We start from the raw sequence: 21,217 nt of genomic DNA on the forward strand, positions 1-21,217 counted from the left end.
GCGGTGCTCGGAATCCTCACGTACAGGGAGTACGTTCCGGTTCCTGCGCTCCGTCCGCCTAGCCTGACGACCGCTCGCTACAAAAGTTCTCAGCCTCTGACACGAACAAGGGCTCTCGCCAACCGGACCGAGAGCCCTTGTTGTTTTTCCAAGGACGCAAGAATATGAACCAGACCCATATCGACCACGCCAACGCCGAACGCCTGGCCGCCCTGCTGCAAGTGCTGGCCGCCGCCACGCCCGAAGACGCCGACGCCGTACCCATCGACACCCTGGACGGCTATCTGACCGCCCTGATCTGCGGCCCCGTGGTCGCCAGCCCCATCGCCGCCATGGACGCCTTGTTTGGCGACAACTGGGCGGCCGTGCTGGACGAGCAGGAAGCCACCGAGGAATTCATGGACGTGCTGATGGCGCGCTGGAACGAGATCGCCGACAGCCTGGACCCCGAGGCCCTGTCAGCCGACCCCGAGGCCATGCTGCTGGAACCGCTGATCACCGAGTTCGACGAAGCCACCAAGGCCGATCTGCTCCAGCAAGGCGTGCTGAGCGAAGAGCAACTCAGCGAGTTGCCCCCGCCCGGCGTGATGTGGGTGGAAGGCTTTATGCAAGCCGTGGAAGACAACGAGCAGACCTGGTATGTGCACGACAGCGAGAGCGAAGCCGGCCAGATGCTGGATGCCATGCTGATGTCCGTCGCCGCCGTGGCCATGCCCGCGGGCGAGCAACGCGAAGCCTATATCGCCGAGCAGTACGAGCCCGAGGACGAGATCACCCAGGACGTGCTGATCGACGACGCCTTGTTCTCCGCCCAGGATCTGCGCCTGTTCTGGCTGCAGCCGCAAGAGGGTCAGGTCTTGTCCTGAGCGTTCTAGGGCCTGTTAGCGCTACGGCAATGGGTCGCGTTGTGCCCAGCCAGGGGCGCAGGCAAGGCGCAAACCGCAGCCGGGTTGGACACCCGGCGAGGATTTGCAACGCCGCATGCGCTCCTGGCTGGGCACAACCCTTCGGGAAGGCTCGCCCCGGCGGGCAAGGCAAGGCGCAGCGCGCCGCCCGCACTCGCGTGCGGGCAAGCGCTGCAACGCAGCATAGCCCGCCGGGGCGAGCCTTCGCGGCCCATTGCCGTAGCGTTAACAGGCCCTAGAGCCGGCCCTTGCAGCCGGCCGCCCCACAGCGGCAGCTCAGCCGGCCTTCGTGGTGGCTTTCGCCGTAGTCGCAGCTCAGCTCCTCGCCGGCGGCGATTTCGCGCAAGGCATAAAACTCCACCCGGCCCTGGCTGATGCGCAGCTTGGCATTCGGCGCGCAGCTGTGGTTGATATGGCGCAACGCGTCCTTGGACTCGGTGGCGTCGACGGCGCGGGTTTCCGAGACCTCGACGATATGAATCCGCTCGCGGCCCTTGGCGCGCCGGCGGGCTTCACGCACCGAGATGGCCTCGCCGCGCAGCTCGCCAATCTTGCGCTTGGCCGGAATCGGCTCGGCGGCAAACACGCCCAGGCCATCAATGCGGCTGGGGCCCACACGCAGCTCGAAACGCTCGGCAGGCAAGACCTGACCCTTGGGCGGGCAATGCGCCTCGGCAACAACAACGAGGGGCGCGGCGGGAAGAGCAATCAGGCGTGGCATGGCCGCCATTGTCGCAGCCAAGCCTCATTTCCTCTAACGGCCTTGACCCCTGCCACGGGCAGCCCTCACACTGGACCGATGAATTCGCTGCTCACGGTCTCCGTCACCCTGCATTCCCTGCACCTGATGCAGGTGCCAGGTACTTGGGCGAAACCTTTGCAGCGAGCGTGACACCCACCGCCAGATTCAAAATCCCCCCTCAAGCCCGCTGCCCCAGCGGGCTTTTTTGTTTTAAGGCCCTCGCACCGCAACACAAGGAGAGTTTGAAATGGAACTTCTTTGCATACGCCGCCGCCAGATATCCGATGCCGCCGGCATGGCGCGTTTGATGAGCGAGCCCGAGGTCTTCGGCGGCCTGCTGCAAATGCCTTACCCCAGCGAGGAGCAATGGCAGCAGCGCCTGCAAGAAGGCGCCAAGCCGGGCAACGGCATGGTGGATCTGCATCTGGTGGCGCTCCGGGGCGAAGAGTTGCTGGGCTGCGCCGGCCTGCACCCCGTGGGCCCCAGCCTGCGCCGCCGCCATGCCGCCACCATGGGCATCCTGGTCGCCAAACCGGCCCAGGGCCAGGGCGTGGGCGGCGCGCTGATGAGGGCCTTGCTGGACTATGCCGACAACTGGGCGCAGATCCTGCGGATGGAGCTGACCGTCTATTCGGACAATGCCACGGCGATTCGCCTCTACCAGCGCCACGGCTTCGAGATCGAGGGCCGCATGCCGGCCTATGCCTTGCGCAAGGGCCGCTATGTGGAGGCCCTGGCCATGGGCCGCCTGCACCCCGCGCCGCCGGCGCTGCGCTGATAGCCACTTGAACTGAAAAAGCCAGGGCTTGGCCAAGCCCTGGCTTTTTTTGTCAGTGCGGCCCGGCTATGCGGGCTGCCGTTTAGATGGGCCGGAACTGGCTGCGGCGGGCATCGCCCATGCGCGCATCCTCGTCGTCGCCGCGTTGGCTCAGCACCTCGGCCTTGTTGATCGATGAGGGCAGCGGCTTGGTCACCGGCGGTGCACTCAAGCGCTTGCCGGTGATCACCAAACGTGCCAGCTTGACGACCTCGCTGGCCTGGGCCGCCTGCACCGGCAAAGCCAGGCTCACACCCAGCGCCAGGGCCAACACCAAGGCCTTGGTTTTTTCTTTGTTTTTTGTGGAAATCGAATTCAAGCTTTGACCGCAGAACATACGCCTCCCCATTTCAGCCCCCTTGCCCAGCATCCAAGCATTCCAGCTTGGGCTGGCTCCATGCTCGCAGTATCCAGACAAGCTCCCCCGGACTCCACCGCAAAGCGACGAACTGCGTTTCTGGCCGATGAGTTGCGTTGAACGGGGGCATTCGCCGCCGTCTCAGGCGTAGTTCAGCTCCCCCGATTTGCCCCAGAACACCCGGTAGGCAAACACGGTATAGCCCAGAATCGCCGGCACCGTCAGCGCCGCCCCCCACAGAATGAAGCGCAAGGAGTCGGTGGCTGCCGCAGCTTGCCAGACCGTCATGCGATCCATGATGACAAAGGGAAACAGACTGTAGGCCAGGCCCAGAAAGCCCAGGAGCATCACCACCACCATCAGTGCGAAAGGCGCCCAGCAGAGCTTGCCCAGCACCCGGTGCGAGTTCAGCAGGCCGCGCAGGGCCAACAAGGACAGGGCCGTCATCAAGGGGATGGGCAGCAAGGCGATGAACTCCGGCAGGCTGAACCAGCGCGCCGCCACCGTGGGGCTGACCAGGGGCGTGATCACGGACACCAGCAGCAGGCCCAGCAGCACGGCCGGCCAGGCCAGCTTGGCGCGGCGCACGGCCAGGGTCTGCAACTCGCCCTCCATCTTCATGATCAGCCAGGCCGCACCCAGCAAGGCGTAGGCGGCCGCCAGCGCCAGCGCGATCACCGCGGCAAAAGCGGTATAGGCCCAGCCCTCGGCAAAGCCGGTGATGTAGCGCGCCAGCATCCAGCCCTGGGCCGTGGCGGCCAGGGCCGAGCCACCCATAAAGGCCGCGTTCCACAAGGGCTTCCACTGGGCTTGCGCCTTGACGCGGAAGTCGAAGGCCACGCCGCGCAGCATCAGGCCCAGCAGCATCAGCGCCACCGGCAGGTAGAGCGCCTGCAGAATCAGGCCATGGGCCTTGGGAAAGGCCACCAGCAAGAGCCCCACGCCCAGCACCAGCCAGGTTTCATTGGCGTCCCAGAAGGGGCCGATGGAGGCGACCATGCGGTCCTGCTGCGCCTCGCTCGCCCCCAGCATCAACAGGCCCACGCCGAGGTCATAGCCGTCCAGCACCACATAGATCAGCAGGGCCAAGCCCATCAGGCCCAGGAAAACCAGGGGCATCCATTCAGTCGCGCTCATGCTTGCAAGCCCCCCTGAGTCAGCGTTGAAGAAGAAGTCTGCGCTTCGGAGGGCAGCCCCTTCTCCGCCATGTATTTGATGACCGAGACATAGGCCACGATCAGGCCCAGATACAGGCTCACATAGCCTGCCAAGGTGGCGGCGATCATGGGTGCCGGCGTGCTGGAGGCCACGTCCGCCGTGCGCAAGAGGCCGTAGACGATGAAGGGCTGGCGGCCGATCTCGGTCACATACCAGCCGGCCACCGTGGCCAGCCAGCCCGAGAAGCCCATGCCCGTCAGCCCCCACAAGAGCCAACGTGGCATGGCCTCCAGGCGCCAGCCGCGGCGGCGGTACAGCCACAGGCCGGCCCAGCTGAAGGCCAGCATCAAGAGGCCCAGGCCCACCATGATGCGAAAGCCGAAGAACAGCGGCGCCACCGGCGGGTGGGCACCCTGGAACTCGTTCAGGCCGCGGATCTCGCCCTCGGGGTCGTGGGTCAGGATCAGGCTGGCGCCCTTGGGAATGGCCAGCGCAAAGTCGTTGCTGCGCGTGCGCTCATTGGGCCAGGCGAACAGCAGCAGGGGCGCGCCCTTCTCGGTCTGCCACACGCCCTCCATCGCCGCCACCTTGGCGGGCTGATGCGCCAGGGTATTGAGGCCGTGCAGATCGCCCACAAAGATCTGCACGGGAATCAGCACGGCCCCCAGCGTCAGGCCCACCCGCATCACCTTGGCGCTGCTGGCCTGGGCCCGGCCCTTGAGCATCTGCCAGGCGCTGACAGCGGCCAGGAAGAAGGCCACCGTCAGGCCCGAGGCCAGCAGCTTGTGGCTGAGGCGGTAGGGCAGCGAGGGGTTGAAGATGATGGCCCACCAGTCCTTGGCGAAGAACTCGCCGTTGATGAGCTCATGCCCCTGCGGGGTCTGCATCCAGGAGTTGAGGCTGAGGATCCAGAAGGCGCTCAGCGTCGTGCCAACGGCCACCAGCAGGGTCGCGCACAGATGAACCCGCTCGCTCACCCGGCCATGGCCGAACAGCATGATGCCCAGAAAGCCCGCCTCCAGAAAAAAGGCCGTCAGCACCTCATAACCCAGCAGCGGGCCGGCGATATTGCCGGCTTTTTCCATAAAGCCGGGCCAGTTGGTGCCGAACTGGAAGCTCATGGTGATGCCGCTGACCACGCCCAGGGCAAAGCTCAGGGCGAACACCTTGGTCCAGAAGCGGTAGGCCTGCAGCCAGGCGGCGTCCTGGGTCTTGAGCCAGCGCCAGCGGAAGAACAGCAGCATCCAGCCCATCGCGATATTGATGGTGGGGAAGAGGATGTGGAAGGTGATATTGGCCGCAAACTGCATGCGGGCCAGCACGAGGGCGTCCATGGCTCAGCGCTCCAGCCGGCTGGGCGCCGGTTTGACCTTGCCGGTGAATTCCAGCAGCTTCTGCACCTTGGCGCCCATCTTCATCAGCTGGGCCAGGGTCTGCGAGTCCAGGCGCTGCACATCGTCGAACCAGCCCGTCATCAGCTCGATCAGATCGTGCATGCTGCGCATGCGGGCCTGGGCCACCCGGTCCTCCTCGGTCTTGGGCGTCTCCAGCAAGGCATTGCGCAGCATCGACAAGGTGGGCTCGATCTCGCGCCGGCGCCGCTCCTCGGCAAGGGTGCGGAAGATCTCCCAGGCGTCGGCCGGAGCCTCGAAATACTCGCGCCGGTCGCCCGGCAGATGGCGCAGCTTGACCAGGCGCCAGGCCTGCAACTCCTTCAGCCCCATGGACACATTGGAGCGACTGAACTCCAGCGCCTCGGCCATCTCATCGGCATTGAGCGCCTGGGGGGAAACATAGATCAGGGCATAGATCTGCCCCACCGTTCGATTGATGCCCCAGCGGCTGCCCATCTCGCCAAAATGGGCGACGAAGCTGCGCACCAGGGGACTCATGGTCTGCATGATCTAGCACTCTCTTTTCTGCTTGGACTTGAACTGGCGCAAAACGGCTGCACCCCGGCCTTTGATTTGCCGCAAAGTTTATCGAATTTTCAGTAATTATTGAAAACTCAAGAAAAACAAAACCCGACACGGCGCAAGGCGATTGCCCGGCCGCAGCCGTCAATAATGTGGCCATCTTTCTCAGCCAACACAGGGATCAACAGACCATGACCGCCGTTCGCATCGACTACGCAGAATTCGCCAAACTCGCCCCCGGCGTCACCGAGGGCCTGGGCGCCATCGGCAAGGCGGTGGCCGGATCGACGCTGGGCAAGGACTTGATCGAGCTGATCAAGCTGCGCGCCTCCCAGCTCAATGGCTGCGCTTTTTGTCTGCAGTTCCACCTCAATCTGGCCCGCAGCCTGCACCTGCCCGCCGAGAAGCTGGACCTGCTGGCCACCTGGGCCGAGGCACCCGTCTACAGCCCGCGCGAGCGCATCGCCCTGGCCTTTGCCGAGCGCCTGACGCTCAGCGCCCAGGGCGATGTGGACGACGCCTTGTTCGCCCAGGCCCTGGCCGAGTTCGGCCCCGCCGATCTGAGCTTGCTGACCGCCTCGGTGGCCCACATCAATGCCTGGAACCGCATCGGCAAGGTCTTGCGCTTCACGCCGCCCATCTAAGCCCAGGCCCAAAATTGAGGCGGGCACTGACCGTTCTGCAAGGCCCACGCCTGCTGCTGCGCGCCCCGGCCGCCAGCATGCAGGCGCAAGTGCTGGACTACCACTTGCGCAACCAGGCCTTTTTCGCGCCCTGGGACCCCGCTTACCCGGCCGATTTTTTCGAAGCCGAGGGCGTGGCCCAGCGCCTGGCGCAAGGGCTGACGTCGTTTGCCGAAGGCAGGGCCTACCGCTTCTGGCTGAGCCTGGCCAGCGCGCCCGAGCGCCTGATCGGCAGCATCCACTTCTCGCAAGTGGCACGCGGTCCGTTCCAGAACACCTTGCTGGGCTATAGCCTGGACGAGCAGGCCCAGGGCCAGGGCCTGATGAACGAGGGCTTGCGCCTGGCGATTGCCGAGATGTTCAGCCCCCGCGTGCAACTGCACCGCATCCAGGCCGCGGTGCAGCCGCAGAACCGGCCCAGCCTGGCCGTGCTGCGCCGCCTGGGCTTCGCCTCCCAGGGCCTGAGCCCACGCTATCTCTTCATCAACGGGGCCTGGCGGGACCACGAGGTCTTTGCCCTGCTCAACCCGGCCTGGCCGGACGAACAAGCCCCCTGAGCGCAGCGGGCCGCCGCTCAGCCGCGGCTCCACAACAAGCCCAGCGCCAGCAGCAGGGCCAGCAAGGCCAGCAGCAGGCCTGCATAGTGTTGGAGCCATTTCATGCTTTTTACTTTACATTGATTTTTTATTGTTTTACAGTAATTTCTTATCAATACAAAGTAAGTCGCATGGACATGTCCAGACGCCAGAATCAGCCCCCAGCGGCGCCCTCGGCCAGCTCCTCGATGGCCATGAAACGCCTGGCCTGGTGCATCAAGCTGTGCTGCCTGCTGGGTGCTCTGTTCACGCTGGTCGCGCCCGCCATGTTCTGGAGCCAGCCGGACTGGGTGGAGAGTTCCATGCACCAGACGCTGGTGAGCGAGTCCGTCGCCCTGCAGACCGACGGGCCAGCGCTGTTCTACGGCTGGCTGAGCAGCTGGCTGGTCGGCGGCCTGCGCCTGTTCGCCCTGTGGCAGGTCTGGGCCTTGTTCAGCTGCTATCAGCGCGGTGAGGTCTTCGGGCTGGAGCCGGTGCGGCGCCTGCGCCGCTTTGCCGCGGCCCTGGTCGCCCACACCCTGGCCGCCCCCTTGAGCGACACCCTGGCCGTGCTGGCGCTGACGCTGGGCAACCCGCCGGGCAAGCGGGTGCTGACCCTGCACTTCGCCTTCGAACATGGCTACAGCCTGTTTTTCGGCCTGCTGTTCTGGGCCATCGCCCGGGTCATGTTCGAGGCCAGCCGCGTCGCGCAGGAAAACGCGGAGTTCGTCTGATGCCCATCCTCGTCACCTTGGACGTGATGCTGGCCCGCCGCAAAATGCGCTCACGCGAGCTGGCCGAGCTGGTCGGCATCACCGAGGCCAATCTCTCCCTGCTCAAATCCGGCAAGGTGCGCGGCGTGCGCTTCGACACCTTGGCCGCCATCTGCCGCGCGCTGGACTGCCAGCCCGGTGATCTGCTCAGCTATGTGGACGGGCCCGAGCCCAGAGGCGATGGCGATGACGAAGCCGCTTGATCCGCGCCGTGCCGGCCTGCTCGGCCTGTTGGCCCTGCTGCACCTGGGCCTGGCCTGGCTGATGCTTCATCAGCTGCGCACACAAGCGGCCGGCGCGGCGCCGGCCCGCACGAGCATCAGCGTCAGCCTGTTGCTGGATAGCCCCAAACCGCCCAAGCCCAGCAAACCCAGCCCCAGCCCGAACCCGCTGCCCCCAAAACCGGCAGCCACGCTGCGGCCGCCGCCCCCGGTTCAAACCCGCCCAGAACCAGCGCCCCAGGCCACGGCGGTTTCCAGCCTGGCCACCAGCTTGCCGGCGACCTCGGCGCCTGCGACCGCGACTGCGGCCCAGCCCCCGGTGACCGGCTCCATCCTCGACAGCGAAGCCACCCGCCGCGCCCTGCGCATGGCGGCCAAGACCCCGCTGCTATCCGAACGGGCGGCCGGCGCCATGGGCGAAGAGCCGCTCAGCGCCGAACAAAAACTGGCCCAGGAAATGAAAAAAGCCGGCACCGGCGACTGCCTGAAGGGCGAGTTCCTTGGTGCCGGTTCCGGCCTGCTGAGCATTCCCTTCTGGCTGCTGGCCGAGGCCCGCGGCAAGTGCAGCAAATAGCGCCGCGTTTCAAGAACTCCCAGCCCTCGCTTCGCTCCGGTCCGCCATCCCACCACTTTTCACGCTTGCTCCAAGAGAGTCGCCCGCCGATATGAAGAAGCCCCTGCATTCATCAACCCTCCACCGTCCGGCATTGCTGGGCGGTGCCTTGCTGCTGAGCGCAGCCGCCTTCGCACAAATACCGGCCGCCCCCGCGGCCTCGGCCACCGAACAGCTCGAGACCGTCAAGGTGCAGATGCAGAAAGATCCGGCCGCCCTGCCCTACGCCAAGATGAACGAAGTGCTCACCAAACTGCAAAAAGTAGGCGAAGGCCTGGTGCGCCTGGACTTCAAGGTCGAGCCCAAAGACCCCAAGTACAGCGGCCCCGCGCCTAAGCTGGCGGTGGTCAGCGAAGAGCAGTACCTGCCCATCACCATGAACAGCGAAGGCAAGTTCGCCCTGCCCATCCTGCCCGCCGAGCAGGCCAAGAACGCCGACCTGGCCACCAATATGCCCAAGGGCAGCCTGGGCATCCGCGGCCAGTTGGAGATCAACGTCAAGCCCGAGGATCTGGATATGGGCATGGTGCGCCGCATGATGCGGGTGGGCCACAGCTTGCGCAGCGAGATGCTGCCCTTTTATCTGCGCTGGCTGGTCCCGCAGCTGGAGGCCGTGCGCATCTGCAGCCCCCGCCCCGAGTGGGAGCTGAACTGGCGTGAAAACGGCCAGCTGATGGGCCTGCCCCTGCAGATGGACGCCAAGGCCCGCCAACCCGCCCCCAAGGACGACAAGGTGCTGGCGGACTACCGCTGCACCCTGCTCAGCGGCCAGGAGCGCTGGCCCGACTCGGCCAAGCTGATCGCACCCGAGGGCAGCAAGCTGAGCGTGCAGTTCAGCCGTTAGCGCTCCGAATGAGGCTGCGCAGGCTCAGGCGCGGAACTTCTCCAAGGCTGCGCCGCTGATGCGGCAGATGCGCCAGTCGGGCAGCACGGTGGCGCCCATGCGCTGGTAAAAGCCGATGGCATCCTCATTCCAGTCCAGCACCGCCCACTCAAAGCGGCCGTAATCGCGCTCCAGGGCGATCTGCGCCAGGCGGGTCAGCATGCCCTTGCCCAGGCCCGAGCCCCGATGAGCGGAGCGCACATACAAATCCTCCAGATAGAGGCCGGGCTTGCCCAGAAAGGTGCTGAAGTTGGTGAAGAACAGGGCGAAGCCCACCGCCTCACCCTCGATCTCCCCGATCAAGGCCTCGACGACGGCCTTGTCACCAAAGAGGTGGGTGTGCAAGCGGTCTGCCGTCAATGACAGCAGATGGCTCAGGCCCTCGAACTCGGCCAGTTCTTCAATCAGTCCAAGCAGGGCCGGTACATCGCCGGCTTGGGCGGGGCGCAGGGCGTAATTTGTCGTCATGGGCGCATTCTGCATGCGAAGGCTTGTCGCTTGGCCGACAGCCGCCTAAGCAGCCAGACCCTATATTGCGCGACATGAACAGCCCCACACCCTATCTGCCACGCCGCAGCCACCGCAGCCAATTCATCAGCCTGCGCGGGCTGCGCCACCATCTGCTGCGCTGGGGCGAGGACGTGCCCAGCAGCGCCGACCGGCCACTGCTGGTGCTGCTGCACGGCTGGATGGACGTGGGCGCCTCCTTCCAGTTCATGGTGGACGCCTTGTCGCGCCAACGCCCCATCGTCGCGCTGGACTGGCGCGGCTTCGGCCTGAGCGAACGCAGCCCCGCCGACAGCTACTGGTTCCCCGACTATCTGGGCGATCTGGACGCCTTGCTGGACCAGCTCAGCCCCGGCGCGCCGGTCGACCTGCTGGGCCACAGCATGGGTGGCAATGTGGTGATGAGTTATGCCGGCCTGCGCCCGCAGCGCATACGCCGGCTGATCAATCTGGAAGGCTTTGGTCTGCCCGACGCCGCCCCCGAACAAGCGCCCGAGCGCCTGATCGCCTGGCTGGATGAGCTGAAGGCCCCGCCCCAGCTCAAGCCCTACGACAGCCTGCAGGCCGTGGCCCAACGCCTGATCAAGACCAACCCCAGGCTGACGCCCGACAAGGCCGGCTGGCTGGCCCCGCATTGGTCCCATCAAGTCACGAGGCCGGACGGCGGCCTGGAGTGGCAGATCCTCGCCGACCCGGCCCACAAGCAGAGCAACCCCGTGCTCTACCGGCGCGCCGAGGTACTGGCCTGCTGGGCGCGCATCGCAGCGCCAACGCTATGGGTGGAGGGCCGGGACACGGCCGTGCTGCGCTGGTTCGGTGATCGCTACCCCCGCGCCGACTTTGAGGAACGCATCGCCCGCGTGCCCCAGCTGCGCCGCGAAGTGCTGGCGCAGGCCGGCCATATGCTGCACCACGACCAGCCCGAGGCCCTGGCGCGCATTCTGGAGGATTTTTTGGGCGCCTAAGCTTGCGGCTCGTCCGCCCGCGCCAGCTCGTCCAGGCGCCGCATGGCCCAGGCGTAATAAGCCACGATCAGGCAGAACACGGCCACCGCGCCCTGCGAGGCGACCCAGAAGCCGAAGGGCCAGCCGAAGAACTCGAAGGACAGCTGGCGCGCGAAGTAGATCAACACAAAGCTGACCAGGAACCAGGCCAGCAACAAGGCCACGGTCAGGCGCCGGGTGCGGCGCCAATAGGCCGAGCGCGCCGCCGCCACCTGCTGGCTGCGTTGGTTCAGGGCGTCGTAATCGGGCATGTCCATGGCCGCAGTGTGCACCATCCCGGCGGCCGGCGGGGGCGAATGCCGATCCGACAGCCGGCTCATGTAAAAATGCTGAATTGCCCGTCCGCCCAGCGGAACACCCAGAAAGAAGCAGGATCCTCATGGACATCGAACGCATCAACACCATCGGCACGACCCTGGCCGACCTGACAGCGCGTACTGACGCGCTAAGGGGGTATCTTTGACTACGACCGCAAAGCACTGCGACTGAACGAAGTCAATGCCGCGCTGGAGAACCCCAGCGTCTGGAACGAACCCAAGCGCGCCCAGGAGTTGGGCCGCGAAAAGCGCACACTGGAAAACGTGGTCGGCACCATCGACCACCTCAGCAGCAATCTGGCCGACAGCGCCGAGCTGTACGAGATGGTCAAGGAAGAGCAGGACTTCGACGGCCTGGAGGCCATCGAGGGCGACGCCGCCAAGCTGCAGGAAATCGTCGAACAGCTGGAATTCCGCCGCATGTTCAACAACCCGGCCGACCCCAGCAACTGCTTCATCGACATCCAGGCCGGCGCCGGCGGCACCGAGGCCTGCGACTGGGCCGGCATGCTGCTGCGCCAGTACCTGAAGTATTGCGAGCGCAAGGGCTTCACCGCCACGTTGGAAGACGAGACCGCCGGCGATGTGGCCGGCATCAAGAGCGCCACCATCAAGGTGGAGGGCGAGTATGCCTTCGGCCTCTTGCGCACCGAAACCGGCGTGCACCGCCTGGTGCGCAAAAGCCCCTTCGACAGCTCGGGCGGCCGCCACACCAGTTTTGCCTCGCTCTTCGTCTACCCGGAAATCGATGACTCGATCGAGATCGACATCAACCCGGCCGATGTGCGCACCGACACCTTCCGTGCCAGCGGCGCCGGCGGCCAGCACATCAACAAGACCGACTCGGCCGTGCGCCTGACGCATATCCCGACCGGCATCGTCGTGCAATGCCAGGACGGCCGCAGCCAGCACAGCAACCGCGACGTGGCCTGGAAGCGCCTGCGCTCGCGCCTCTACGACCACGAAATGCGCAAGCGTGCCGAGGAGCAGCAAAAGCTGGAGGACACCAAGACCGATGTGGGCTGGGGTCATCAAATCCGTAGTTATGTGCTGGACCAAAGTCGCATCAAGGACTTGCGCACCAATTACGAAACTTCGGCCACACAAAAGGTTTTGGACGGCGATCTCGACCAGTTCATCACCGAAAGCCTGAAGCAAGGCGTCTGAGGCCACAAGCCTCACCCACCCGCCAACACCAGCAACGCGGCGCTCACTGGCGCCGCCTTTTTTTCACACCCCGAGGATGCCCGCCATGCGTGAAGGCTCTGTCACTACTCTGATTCGCCGCGAAGACTATCAAGCACCCGCGTTCTGGATTCGCACCGTTGACCTGACCTTTGATCTGGACCCGGCCAAGACCCTGGTCACGGCCAAGATGCAGATAGCGCGCAACAGCGCCGTCGCCCATGGGCCCCTGCGCCTGCATGGCGAGGAGCTGAACCTCTTGCGCTGCCTGATCAATGGCGAGAGCGTCTCCTTCCGCCAGGAAGGGGCCGAGCTCATCATCGACAACGCGCCCGACGCCGACTTCGCCCTGGAGTTGCGCAACACCTGCGCGCCCGAGAAGAACACCACGCTGAGCGGCCTCTACACCTCGGGCGGCAGCTTCTTCACCCAGTGCGAGGCCGAGGGCTTCCGCCGCATCTGCTACTTCCTGGACCGCCCCGATGTGATGGCCGTCTACACCGTCACGCTGCGCGCCGACAAGGCCAAGTACCCGGTGCTGCTGAGCAATGGCAATCTGCTGGAGTCGGGCGATCTGGATGCCACGCGCCACTTCGCCAAATGGCATGACCCCTTCCCCAAGCCTTCCTATCTGTTTGCCCTGGTGGCGGGCGATCTGGTGGCGCGCGAGCAGCGCGTTAGAACCCGCGCGGGCAAGGACCATCTCTTGCAGGTCTATGTGCGCCGCGGCGATCTGGAGAAGACCGAGCATGCGATGAACTCGCTGATCGCATCGATGGTCTGGGACGAGGCCCGCTTCAAGCTGCCGCTGGATCTGGAGCGCTTCATGGTGGTCGGCGTGTCCGACTTCAATATGGGCGCGATGGAGAACAAGGGGCTGAACATCTTCAACACCTCGGCCCTCTTGGCCTCGCCCGCCACCGCCACCGACACCGACTTCAACCGCATCGAGTCCATCGTCGCGCACGAGTATTTCCACAACTGGACCGGCAACCGCGTCACCTGCCGCGACTGGTTCCAGCTCTCGCTGAAAGAAGGCCTGACCGTCTTCCGCGACCAGGAATTCAGCATGGACATGGCGGGCTCACCCAGCGCCCGCGCCGTCTGCCGCATCGCCGATGTGCGCCAGCTGCGCGCCGCCCAGTTCCCCGAGGACTCCGGTGCCATGGCCCACCCCGTGCGACCCGACAGTTATTCCGAGATCAATAACTTCTACACCGCCACCGTCTACGACAAGGGTTCGGAAGTGGTGCGCATGTACCAGACCCTGGTGGGCCGCGCCGGCTTCGAGAAAGGCATGAGCCTCTACTTCGAGCGCCACGACGGCCAGGCCGTGACCTGCGACGATTTCGCCCAAGCCATCGCCGACGCCAACCCCGGCTCCGCCCTGAGCCTGCGCCTGGAGGCCTTCAAGCGCTGGTACTCGCAGGCCGGCACGCCGCGCCTGCAGGCGCGTGGCGTGTATGACGCCGCCGCACAAACCTACACGCTGAGCCTGACGCAGCACAACCCAGCCTCGCCTGGGCAAGAGCACAAGCTGCCCCAGGTGATCCCGGTGGCCTTGGGCCTGCTGAGCGAGCAGGGTCAGGTCTTGCCCCTGCAGCTACAAGGCTCGACCGAAGTTTCGAACGAACAAGTGCTGGTGCTGGAAGAGGCGCAGCAGAGCTTTGTCTTCGTGGGTGTGGCGAGCGAGCCCGTGCCCTCGCTGCTGCGCGGCTTCTCGGCCCCGGTGCTGCTGGACGACGGCCTGACGGACGCGCAACTGCTGGTGCTGCTGCAGCACGATGTGGATGCCTTCAACCGCTGGGAAGCCGGCCAGCGCCTGGCGCTGAACCGCATCCTGGCGGCCGTGCGCAGCGGCACACCCTTGCAGCTGGACGGCGCCTTCATCCAAGCCATGCGCGCCGTGCTGCGCCACCCCGAGCTGGACGCTGCCTTCAAGGAAATCGCCCTGACCCTGCCAGGCGAGGCCTATATCGCCGAGCAGCTGGCCGTGGTGGACCCACAAGCCATCCACGCCGCCGTCGAGGCCGCCCAGGTGCAACTGGCCGCCGCCCTGCGCGAGGACTGGATCACCGCCTTCGAGGCCAACCAGATCCAGGGCGGCTACACGCCCGACCCGGTCTCCAGCGGCAAGCGCGCCCTGGCCAATCTGGCCCTGAGCATGCTGGTGCTGGACGCGCAAAAGTCGGGCGACACCGTCTGGCCCGGCCGCGCCTACCAGCGCTTCAAGGACGCCGGCAATATGACCGAGCGCTTGGGCGCTCTCGCTGCCCTGGTGAACGCCCATGCCGAGCTGGCTGAAGCCGCGCTGGCCCGCTTCCACGAGCTGTTCAAGGACGACGCCCTGGTCATCGACAAATGGTTCGCCCTGCAAGGCCGCACACCCGAGAAAGACGGCCGCAGCTTTGCCCGCGTGCGCCAGTTGCTGCAGCACCCCGACTTCACGCTGAAGAACCCGAATCGCGCGCGCAGCCTGATCTTCTCGCTGTGCATGTTCAACCCGGCCGCCTTCCACCGCGCCGATGCGGCGGGTTATGTGTTCTGGGCCGAGCAGGTGCTGGCCCTGGACGCCATCAACCCGCAAGTGGCCGGCCGCCTGGCCCGTGTGATGGACCGCTGGAACGTGCTGGCCGAACCCTATCGCAGCGCGGCCCTGCTGGCCGTGCAGCGCGTGGCCGCCAAGCCCGATCTCTCGCCCGATGTGCGCGAGATCATCACGCGCGCGCTGGCCTCGGCCCCTGTACAAACCTTGGAGTCCTAAGACCATGACCCGACGCATCAGCCTGACCCAGTATCTGATCGAACAACAGCGCCAGCACGGCCACATCCCGCAGGAGCTGCGCCTCCTGATCGAGGTGGTGGCGCGCGCCTGCAAGCGCATCGCCATCAGCGTCAACAAGGGCGCGCTCGGCGAGGTGCTGGGCACGGCGGGCAGCGAGAACGTGCAAGGCGAGGTGCAGAAGAAGCTGGACATCATCGCCAACGAGGTGCTGATCGAGGCCAACGAATGGGGCGGCCATCTGGCGGCCATGGCCTCGGAGGAGATGGAAGGCATTTACCTCGTGCCCAACCGCTTCCCCCAGGGCGAATACCTCTTGATGTTCGACCCGCTGGACGGCTCCTCCAATATCGACGTCAACGTCAGCATCGGCACCATCTTCTCGGTCTTGAAAAAGCCCGAAGGCTCGGTGGGTGTCAGCGAGGCCGACTTCCTGCAGCCCGGCACGGCCCAGGCCGCCGCCGGTTACTGCGTCTACGGCCCGCAAACCACCCTGGTGCTGACCGTGGGCGACGGCGTGGTGATGTTCACGCTGGACCGCGAGCAAGGCTCTTTCGTGCTGACCGAGGACGAGGTCAAGATCCCCGAGGACACCAAGGAGTTCGCCATCAATATGTCGAATATGCGCCACTGGGACGCCCCGATGAAGCGCTATATCGACGAATGCCTGGCCGGCAGCACGGGGCCGCGCGGCAAGGACTTCAATATGCGCTGGATCGCCTCCATGGTGGCCGATGTGCATCGCATCCTGACCCGTGGCGGCGTCTTCATGTACCCCTGGGACAAGCGCGAACCAGGCAAGGCCGGCAAGCTGCGCCTGATGTACGAGGCCAATCCCATGGCCTTCCTGGTCGAGCAGGCCGGCGGCGCGGCCAGCAACGCCCGCCAGCGCATCATGGAGATGCAACCCAGCCAGTTGCACGAGCGCGTGGCCGTGGTGCTGGGTTCCAAGAACGAAGTGGAGCGCGTCACGCGCTATCACCTCGAAGCCAAGTCATAAGCACAAAAAACAGTGCTAGAATCTTAGGCTTGATGCCGGTGTAGCTCAGTCGGTAGAGCAGCTCATTCGTAATGAGAAGGTCGGGTGTTCGATTCATCTCTCCGGCACCATCAACAAAAACGCAAAGCCCAGTCCGCAAGGTCTGGGCTTTGTCGCATCTGCAAGCCCATGCCGACAAGCCTTCTCCCTCCCCTGCTGATGAGTGAGCCCGCACGCCGCGGCTGGCGCTGGGCAGGCTTGGCTCTGCTCTGCCTCATCAGCTATCTGGCGCTCAGCCCCGCGCCGCCCAAAAGCCTGGACACCGGCTGGGACAAGGCCAATCACCTGCTGGCCTTCGCCGCGCTGGCTTTCTGCGGCTTCTGGTCTTTGCAAACGCCCAAGCAAAGGCTGCTGGGCCTGCCGCTGGGCCTGCTGGCCTATGGCGGAGCCATCGAGCTGATTCAGTTCTTTGTGCCGGGGCGCTCCTGCGAATGGGCCGACCTCGGCGCCGACAGCATAGGCATTGCCTTAGGCCTCTTGCTGGCCGGCCTGGCCTGGCGGTGGCTGCGCCGCTCAAGCTAAGAACTTATCCGCAAATAGCCGGGGTCGGCTGGCGGACGCTTTGAACGCATGGCTGCGTTACAAATCCTCGCGATACCCCCGGGTATCGCTGTGGTTTGCGCCTTGCCCTGCGCCCAAATCGCCTCGCCATCCTCAACCCTGCTATTTACGGACAAGTTCTAAGGGCCAGGTTCGGAAAAGAGCCGCGAGCGGTCCCGCATTGGTGTTGAGACCGCCCGCGCTGCAACGAGGAGCTTGAGATTTCCAAGCGAAGGCTCGACACCGCGCCAGGCCTTGTTTGCCTCGCACCACATCCTGGCCAACGCCCTGAGGCGTTTCGCAACGCCTCTCTGTGCGCACAGATTAGCCGAGTTCCCGCGCGGCGCCAGCCCCCCTCGCCAGGCCCCAAACGCCGCCGCGGCTGTCGCGCGCAGGCATCGTGTTACCTTTTTTAACCCGGGCGAGGCGAGCCTCCAGGCCCGGCGCTCACGGGGCCTGGCGCACAAGCCAGCCAAGGTCGAGCGAAACCCCCAATCGCCAGCAGCCAGCCCTGCCCCCGAGAATCCACGCAAGGCTTCTTCGGGCACTCCCGTGACTTACACAAACTCACCAAAGTCCAACAAATCCAAAGGCGAAGGAGGAGGGACGCAGGGCAGGATCCATCGCATGTCTGCTCTCGCCGCGATCGCTCTGGGTGCGCTGAGCACGCCCTTGGCCTCGGCCGCGCCCGCGGGTGCCGGCGAGGGCAATGGCGAACTCAATGTGCTGCATTGGTGGACCTCGGCCAGCGAGCGGGCGGCCGCCGACCATGTGGCCGCACGCATGGCCGAGATGGGCCTGCGCTGGGTCGATGGCGCGGTGGCCGGCGGCGGCGGTGGCGCCGCCATCAAGGTGCTGAACGAGCGCACCCTGCGCCGCATGGGGCCCAAGGTGGCCCAGCTCAATGGCCAGTCGATGAGCGAATGGGCGGGCATGGGCCTGCTGCTGGAACTGGACGGCGTGGCGCAGCGCCGCGGCTGGGCCCGCACCATGTTTCCCCAGGTGATGGAGCAGGTGACGGTGCGCGAGCATGTGGTGGCCGCGCCCATGGGCATCCATCGCATCAACAATCTCTATCTCAACAAGGCGGTGTTCCGCCGCCTGAAGATCGAGCTGCCCAGCGACTGGGCCGGGCTGGAGAAAGCCGCCGCGGCCTTGCGCGCGGCCGGCGTGACGCCGGTGGCTTTCAGCGACGAGCCCTGGCAGGTGGCCACGGTGTTCGAGGCCTTGCTGCTGGGCGAGGCCGGGCCGGCCCTGTACCGCCGCATGATGGTGCAGCAAGATGTGCAGGCCTTTGACGACCCGGCCTTGGAGCGCGCCTTCAAACGCCTGCGGGCCTGGCGCAATCTTTCGCTGCCCAGTCTTGCCAACGCCGGCGGCCAGACGGTGGGCGAACGGCCCTGGACCGAGCTGGTGGCCGACTTCGCCGCCGAGCGCTCGGCCATGCTCATCATGGGCGACTGGGCGCGCGGCGAGCTGGGCAGCCTGGGCCTGGAGGGCGGGCGCGACTTTGACTGCAAGGCCGTGCCGGGCTCGGCGCAAGCCCATCTCTACAGCATCGACACCCTGGCCATGCTGGCTGGCAACACCGCCTCGCAGGCCGACCAGGAGAAGATGGCCGAGCTGCTGGGCGGCGCCGCCCTGCAGCTGGGCTACAACCGCATCAAGGGCTCGGTGCCGGTGCGCCGCGATGTGCCGGTGGACGAACTCGATATGTGCGCGCAGCAGTCCTTCCGCCTCTTCGCCAACCCCGGCACGCCGCGCGTGCCCAGCCTGGTCCACCGCATGGCCTTCGGCGAGGTGGGCAAAAACGCCATCATCGAGACGGTGCACCGCTTCGCCCTGGACCCCAACCAGACGCCCGCCGCCGCCCAGCGCAAGCTGCAAGGCCTGCTGCGCGCGCTCAGCCCCAAGACCAACACTTCTGCGAAAGCCGCCTCCTCATGAACCGGACCATCCTCATCGTCGACGATGACCAGAAGATCCGCAGCCTGCTCAAGACCTATCTGGAGAAGAACCAGTACGAGGTGCTGCTGGCCCACGACGGCGCCAGCTTCCTGGCCGAGTTCGAGCGCCACAAAGACATCATCAGCCTGTGCATCCTCGACGTCATGCTGCCCGACACCGAGGGCTTCGCCCTGTGCCAGTCGGTGCGGCGCCGCTCCGATGTGCCCGTCATCATGCTGACCGCCAGCGCCGAGGAGACCGACCGCATCGTCGGCCTGGAGCTGGGCGCCGACGACTACATCGGCAAGCCCTTCAACCCGCGCGAGCTGCTGGCCCGCATCAAGGCCATCCACCGCCGCTCCGGCCAGGAGCGCGCCCAGGCGCCGCGTTACTTCCGCTTCAACGGCTTTTGCCTGGACGTGCTGGAGCGCAGCCTGATCGCCCCCGACGGCGAGGCCTCGGCCCTGTCCGGCATGGACTTCCAGCTGCTCAAGCTGCTGGTGGAACACCCCGGCGAGGTGCTGGACCGCAGCCGCCTGGCCGAGGTCACGCGCGGCCGCGACCTGGGCCCGCTGGACCGCTCGCTGGACGTGCAGGTCAGCCGCCTGCGCCAGCGCCTGCAGGACGATGGCAAGCAGCCGGCCCTGATCAAGACCGTGCGCGGATCGGGTTATGTCTTCGCCACCACGGTGAGCGCCAGCCATGCCCTCTGAGGCCGCGGCCAGGGCCTGGCGCCGCCCTGCCCTGGCCTTCTGGTTCGACAGCCTGCAAGGCCGCTTCACCCTGGCCATGCTGGGGGGCTTGCTGGTGGTGCAGTTGCTGGTCAATCTGCTCTGGTACCGGCAGACCGAGCAGCGCACCCGCCACCAGGCCGAGCTGGCCGCCCACCATGTGGCCACCGGCGTGCTGGGCGCCTTGCGGGCCCTGCGCGAGCTGCCCGTGGCCTACCGGCCGCTGGTGATCGAGCAGCTGCGCACCATGGGCGGCACCCGCTTTCTGGTGTTTCTGAACAAGGCCCAGGTGCCCATCCAGGGCCTGGCCGGCCTGCCGCTGGCGCGTTCGGTCGAGGCCATTGTGCTGCGCGAGCTGCGCGCCCAGCTGGCCCCGGCCACCCAGCTGAGCGTGACCCTGGCCTCGCCCCAGGGGCTCAAGGTGGGCCCCGGCGGCGCCCTGCTGGCCGAGCTGCCCGACAGCTGGGTCGACCCCTCCTTGCTGAGCAGCGAGCGCCCGGCGCCCTTTCTGGTCGTGCAGGCCGAGACCGAGCCGGGTCAGTGGATCTACCTGACCAGTGCCATGCCCGACCCCTATTTTCTGGAGCAGCTGGAGTTCTTCACCTGGCAGCGCCTGGCCCCGCAGCTGATGACGCTGGGCCTGGCCCTGGTGCTGACGCTGATCGCGGCCCGCACCCTGACCCGGCCGCTGCGCGGTCTGAGCCGGGCCGCCGCCCTGGTGGGGCGGCGCACCGCGCCCAAGCCCTTGCTGGTCAGCGGCACCTCGGAGGTGCGGCGGGCCATCCAGGCCTTCAACGAGATGCAGGAGCGCATCCGCCGCTACCTGAGCGACCGCGAGCGCCTGTTCGCCTCCATCTCGCATGATTTGCGCACCCCCATCACCCGGCTGCGCCTGCGCAGCGAGCTGCTGGACGACACCGCCGTGCAGGACGAGTTCCACGAAGACCTGGACGAGCTGGACATGATGGTCAAGACCGCCCTGCAAATCGTCAAGGACACCGATATCCACGAGAACCGCGTGCCGGTGCGCATCGATCTGGTGCTGCAGAAAATGGTGCGCGACGCCCGCATGGCCGGCCAGCACATCGAGTTGAACGACCGGCCGCTGACGGTCTTCGGCAAGCCGCTGGCCCTCAAGCGGGCCCTGGGCAATCTGCTGGACAACGCCATGTTCTACGGCAATGGCGCCGGCCAGAACAAGGCCGAGCTGAGCATGTGCGAAGGCGAGCCGGGCAGCCCGGAGGAGGGTCAGGTCTTGCTGACCGTGCGCGACCACGGCCCCGGCGTGCCCGAGAGCGCCCTGACCCAGCTGGGCCAGCCCTATACCCGGCTGGACCACGGCACCCGGCTGCGCGAGGACGGCCTGGGCCTGGGCCTGTCCATCGTGCGCGATATCGTCGCCGACCACCAGGGCAGCATGAGTTTTCGCAACCACCCGCTGGGGGGCTTCGAGGTCAGGCTGGCCCTGCCAAGCCGCGCGAATTAACAGCTACTTAAAACTCGCCAGCTGCTGGCGCTGGC

General features: G+C 66.1%; 23 protein-coding genes, 1 tRNA gene and 1 other RNA gene. 18 read left to right on the plus strand and 7 right to left on the minus strand.

Annotated elements, in window-relative coordinates; all coding sequences use genetic code 11:
- Positions 1 to 18 precede the first annotated feature (18 nt).
- Positions 19 to 95, plus strand: a non-coding RNA gene (locus HNP55_RS03370) — sX9 sRNA.
- A 69-nt stretch (positions 96 to 164) separates the two neighbouring features.
- Positions 165 to 866, plus strand: coding sequence for a UPF0149 family protein (locus tag HNP55_RS03375; RefSeq protein WP_184296129.1), 702 nt, complete (start codon positions 165 to 167; stop codon positions 864 to 866).
- A gap of 274 nt (positions 867 to 1,140) precedes the next feature.
- On the opposite strand, the gene HNP55_RS03380 is transcribed toward HNP55_RS03375, so the two are convergent.
- Entirely contained in the window at positions 1,141 to 1,626 is a 486-nt protein-coding gene (locus HNP55_RS03380) for an SET domain-containing protein (RefSeq protein WP_184296131.1), read from the minus strand.
- A 268-nt stretch (positions 1,627 to 1,894) separates the two neighbouring features.
- Here HNP55_RS03380 and HNP55_RS03385 point away from each other — a divergent pair, with 268 nt between their 5' ends.
- Positions 1,895 to 2,425 carry a GNAT family N-acetyltransferase gene (locus tag HNP55_RS03385; RefSeq protein WP_184296133.1) on the plus strand — a complete coding sequence of 177 codons (531 nt, stop codon included), beginning with the start codon at positions 1,895 to 1,897 and terminating at the stop codon, positions 2,423 to 2,425.
- An 82-nt stretch (positions 2,426 to 2,507) separates the two neighbouring features.
- Here the strand turns inward: HNP55_RS03385 and HNP55_RS03390 are convergent, their stop codons facing one another.
- From HNP55_RS03390 to HNP55_RS03405, 4 genes are all read right to left on the minus strand, one after another.
- Positions 2,508 to 2,783 (minus strand): hypothetical protein, encoded by a 276-nt coding sequence (locus HNP55_RS03390; RefSeq protein WP_184296135.1) that lies wholly within the window; start codon positions 2,781 to 2,783, stop codon positions 2,508 to 2,510.
- Between the two features lie 180 nt (positions 2,784 to 2,963).
- Complete coding sequence (locus HNP55_RS03395; protein WP_184296137.1) at positions 2,964 to 3,959, minus strand: cytochrome d ubiquinol oxidase subunit II; 996 nt, start codon at positions 3,957 to 3,959, stop codon at positions 2,964 to 2,966.
- The gene (locus HNP55_RS03400) at positions 3,956 to 5,314 is read right to left on the minus strand and encodes a cytochrome ubiquinol oxidase subunit I (RefSeq protein WP_184296139.1); all 1,359 of its coding nucleotides are present in this window, start codon (positions 5,312 to 5,314) and stop codon (positions 3,956 to 3,958) included. Before HNP55_RS03400 ends, HNP55_RS03395 begins: the two co-directional genes overlap by 4 nt.
- Positions 5,315 to 5,317: 3 nt before the next feature.
- Positions 5,318 to 5,881, minus strand: a complete 564-nt coding sequence (locus HNP55_RS03405) for a GbsR/MarR family transcriptional regulator (protein ID WP_221439431.1) — start codon at positions 5,879 to 5,881, stop codon at positions 5,318 to 5,320.
- 206 nt (positions 5,882 to 6,087) lie between these two features.
- On the opposite strand from HNP55_RS03405, the gene HNP55_RS03410 reads away from it, so the two are divergent.
- The 6 genes from HNP55_RS03410 to HNP55_RS03435 all read left to right on the plus strand — a co-directional run bounded on the left by HNP55_RS03410 (position 6,088) and on the right by HNP55_RS03435 (position 9,605).
- Positions 6,088 to 6,540: a carboxymuconolactone decarboxylase family protein gene (locus HNP55_RS03410; protein WP_184296143.1), complete on the plus strand. Its 453-nt coding sequence runs from the start codon at positions 6,088 to 6,090 to the stop codon at positions 6,538 to 6,540.
- A 14-nt stretch (positions 6,541 to 6,554) separates the two neighbouring features.
- The gene (locus tag HNP55_RS03415) at positions 6,555 to 7,136 is read left to right on the plus strand and encodes a GNAT family N-acetyltransferase (protein ID WP_184296145.1); all 582 of its coding nucleotides are present in this window, start codon (positions 6,555 to 6,557) and stop codon (positions 7,134 to 7,136) included.
- Positions 7,137 to 7,306: 170 nt separating this feature from the next.
- Positions 7,307 to 7,888: a DUF2975 domain-containing protein gene (locus tag HNP55_RS03420; protein ID WP_184296147.1), complete on the plus strand. Its 582-nt coding sequence runs from the start codon at positions 7,307 to 7,309 to the stop codon at positions 7,886 to 7,888.
- Positions 7,888 to 8,130 (plus strand): helix-turn-helix domain-containing protein, encoded by a 243-nt coding sequence (locus tag HNP55_RS03425; protein WP_184296149.1) that lies wholly within the window; start codon positions 7,888 to 7,890, stop codon positions 8,128 to 8,130. Before HNP55_RS03420 ends, HNP55_RS03425 begins: the two co-directional genes overlap by 1 nt.
- Positions 8,114 to 8,722 carry a hypothetical protein gene (locus HNP55_RS03430; protein ID WP_184296151.1) on the plus strand — a complete coding sequence of 203 codons (609 nt, stop codon included), beginning with the start codon at positions 8,114 to 8,116 and terminating at the stop codon, positions 8,720 to 8,722. The genes HNP55_RS03425 and HNP55_RS03430 overlap by 17 nt, the downstream gene beginning before the upstream one ends.
- 91 nt (positions 8,723 to 8,813) lie before the next feature.
- Positions 8,814 to 9,605, plus strand: coding sequence for a DUF2987 domain-containing protein (locus tag HNP55_RS03435; RefSeq protein ID WP_184296152.1), 792 nt, complete (start codon positions 8,814 to 8,816; stop codon positions 9,603 to 9,605).
- A 24-nt stretch (positions 9,606 to 9,629) separates the two neighbouring features.
- On the opposite strand, the gene HNP55_RS03440 is transcribed toward HNP55_RS03435, so the two are convergent.
- A complete protein-coding gene (locus HNP55_RS03440; RefSeq protein ID WP_184296154.1) occupies positions 9,630 to 10,112 on the minus strand; it encodes a GNAT family N-acetyltransferase in 483 nt (160 codons plus the stop codon).
- A gap of 74 nt (positions 10,113 to 10,186) precedes the next feature.
- On the opposite strand from HNP55_RS03440, the gene HNP55_RS03445 reads away from it, so the two are divergent.
- Entirely contained in the window at positions 10,187 to 11,116 is a 930-nt protein-coding gene (locus HNP55_RS03445; RefSeq protein WP_184296156.1) for an alpha/beta fold hydrolase, read from the plus strand.
- On the opposite strand, the gene HNP55_RS03450 is transcribed toward HNP55_RS03445, so the two are convergent.
- Positions 11,113 to 11,412, minus strand: coding sequence for a DUF4212 domain-containing protein (locus tag HNP55_RS03450; protein ID WP_348648649.1), 300 nt, complete (start codon positions 11,410 to 11,412; stop codon positions 11,113 to 11,115). The genes HNP55_RS03445 and HNP55_RS03450 overlap by 4 nt on opposite strands.
- A 122-nt stretch (positions 11,413 to 11,534) precedes the next feature.
- Between HNP55_RS03450 and prfB the strand changes: the two genes are divergently transcribed.
- The 8 genes from prfB to HNP55_RS03490 all read left to right on the plus strand — a co-directional run bounded on the left by prfB (position 11,535) and on the right by HNP55_RS03490 (position 21,182).
- A protein-coding gene (gene prfB, locus HNP55_RS03455; RefSeq protein WP_184296158.1) for a peptide chain release factor 2 occupies positions 11,535 to 12,639 on the plus strand; the annotation gives its coding sequence in 2 pieces (ribosomal slippage) (positions 11,535 to 11,615 and positions 11,617 to 12,639; 1,104 coding nt in all).
- 85 nt (positions 12,640 to 12,724) lie between these two features.
- Positions 12,725 to 15,421 (plus strand): aminopeptidase N, encoded by a 2,697-nt coding sequence (pepN, locus tag HNP55_RS03460; protein ID WP_184296160.1) that lies wholly within the window; start codon positions 12,725 to 12,727, stop codon positions 15,419 to 15,421.
- Between the two features lie 4 nt (positions 15,422 to 15,425).
- Positions 15,426 to 16,439: a class 1 fructose-bisphosphatase gene (locus HNP55_RS03465; RefSeq protein ID WP_184296161.1), complete on the plus strand. Its 1,014-nt coding sequence runs from the start codon at positions 15,426 to 15,428 to the stop codon at positions 16,437 to 16,439.
- Between the two features lie 34 nt (positions 16,440 to 16,473).
- A tRNA-Thr gene (locus tag HNP55_RS03470) sits at positions 16,474 to 16,549 on the plus strand.
- An 88-nt stretch (positions 16,550 to 16,637) separates the two neighbouring features.
- The gene (locus tag HNP55_RS03475; protein ID WP_184296164.1) at positions 16,638 to 17,000 is read left to right on the plus strand and encodes a VanZ family protein; all 363 of its coding nucleotides are present in this window, start codon (positions 16,638 to 16,640) and stop codon (positions 16,998 to 17,000) included.
- A gap of 645 nt (positions 17,001 to 17,645) precedes the next feature.
- Positions 17,646 to 18,965, plus strand: a complete 1,320-nt coding sequence (locus HNP55_RS03480; RefSeq protein WP_184296166.1) for an ABC transporter substrate-binding protein — start codon at positions 17,646 to 17,648, stop codon at positions 18,963 to 18,965.
- A complete protein-coding gene (locus HNP55_RS03485; protein WP_184296168.1) occupies positions 18,962 to 19,678 on the plus strand; it encodes a response regulator in 717 nt (238 codons plus the stop codon). The genes HNP55_RS03480 and HNP55_RS03485 overlap by 4 nt, the downstream gene beginning before the upstream one ends.
- Entirely contained in the window at positions 19,668 to 21,182 is a 1,515-nt protein-coding gene (locus tag HNP55_RS03490; RefSeq protein ID WP_184296170.1) for an ATP-binding protein, read from the plus strand. The genes HNP55_RS03485 and HNP55_RS03490 overlap by 11 nt, the downstream gene beginning before the upstream one ends.
- The last annotated feature ends 35 nt before the right edge of the window (positions 21,183 to 21,217 follow it).

Origin of the sequence: Roseateles oligotrophus (assembly GCF_014204525.1) — a bacterium.
GTDB lineage: Bacteria > Pseudomonadota > Gammaproteobacteria > Burkholderiales > Burkholderiaceae_C > Paucibacter_A > Paucibacter_A oligotrophus_A.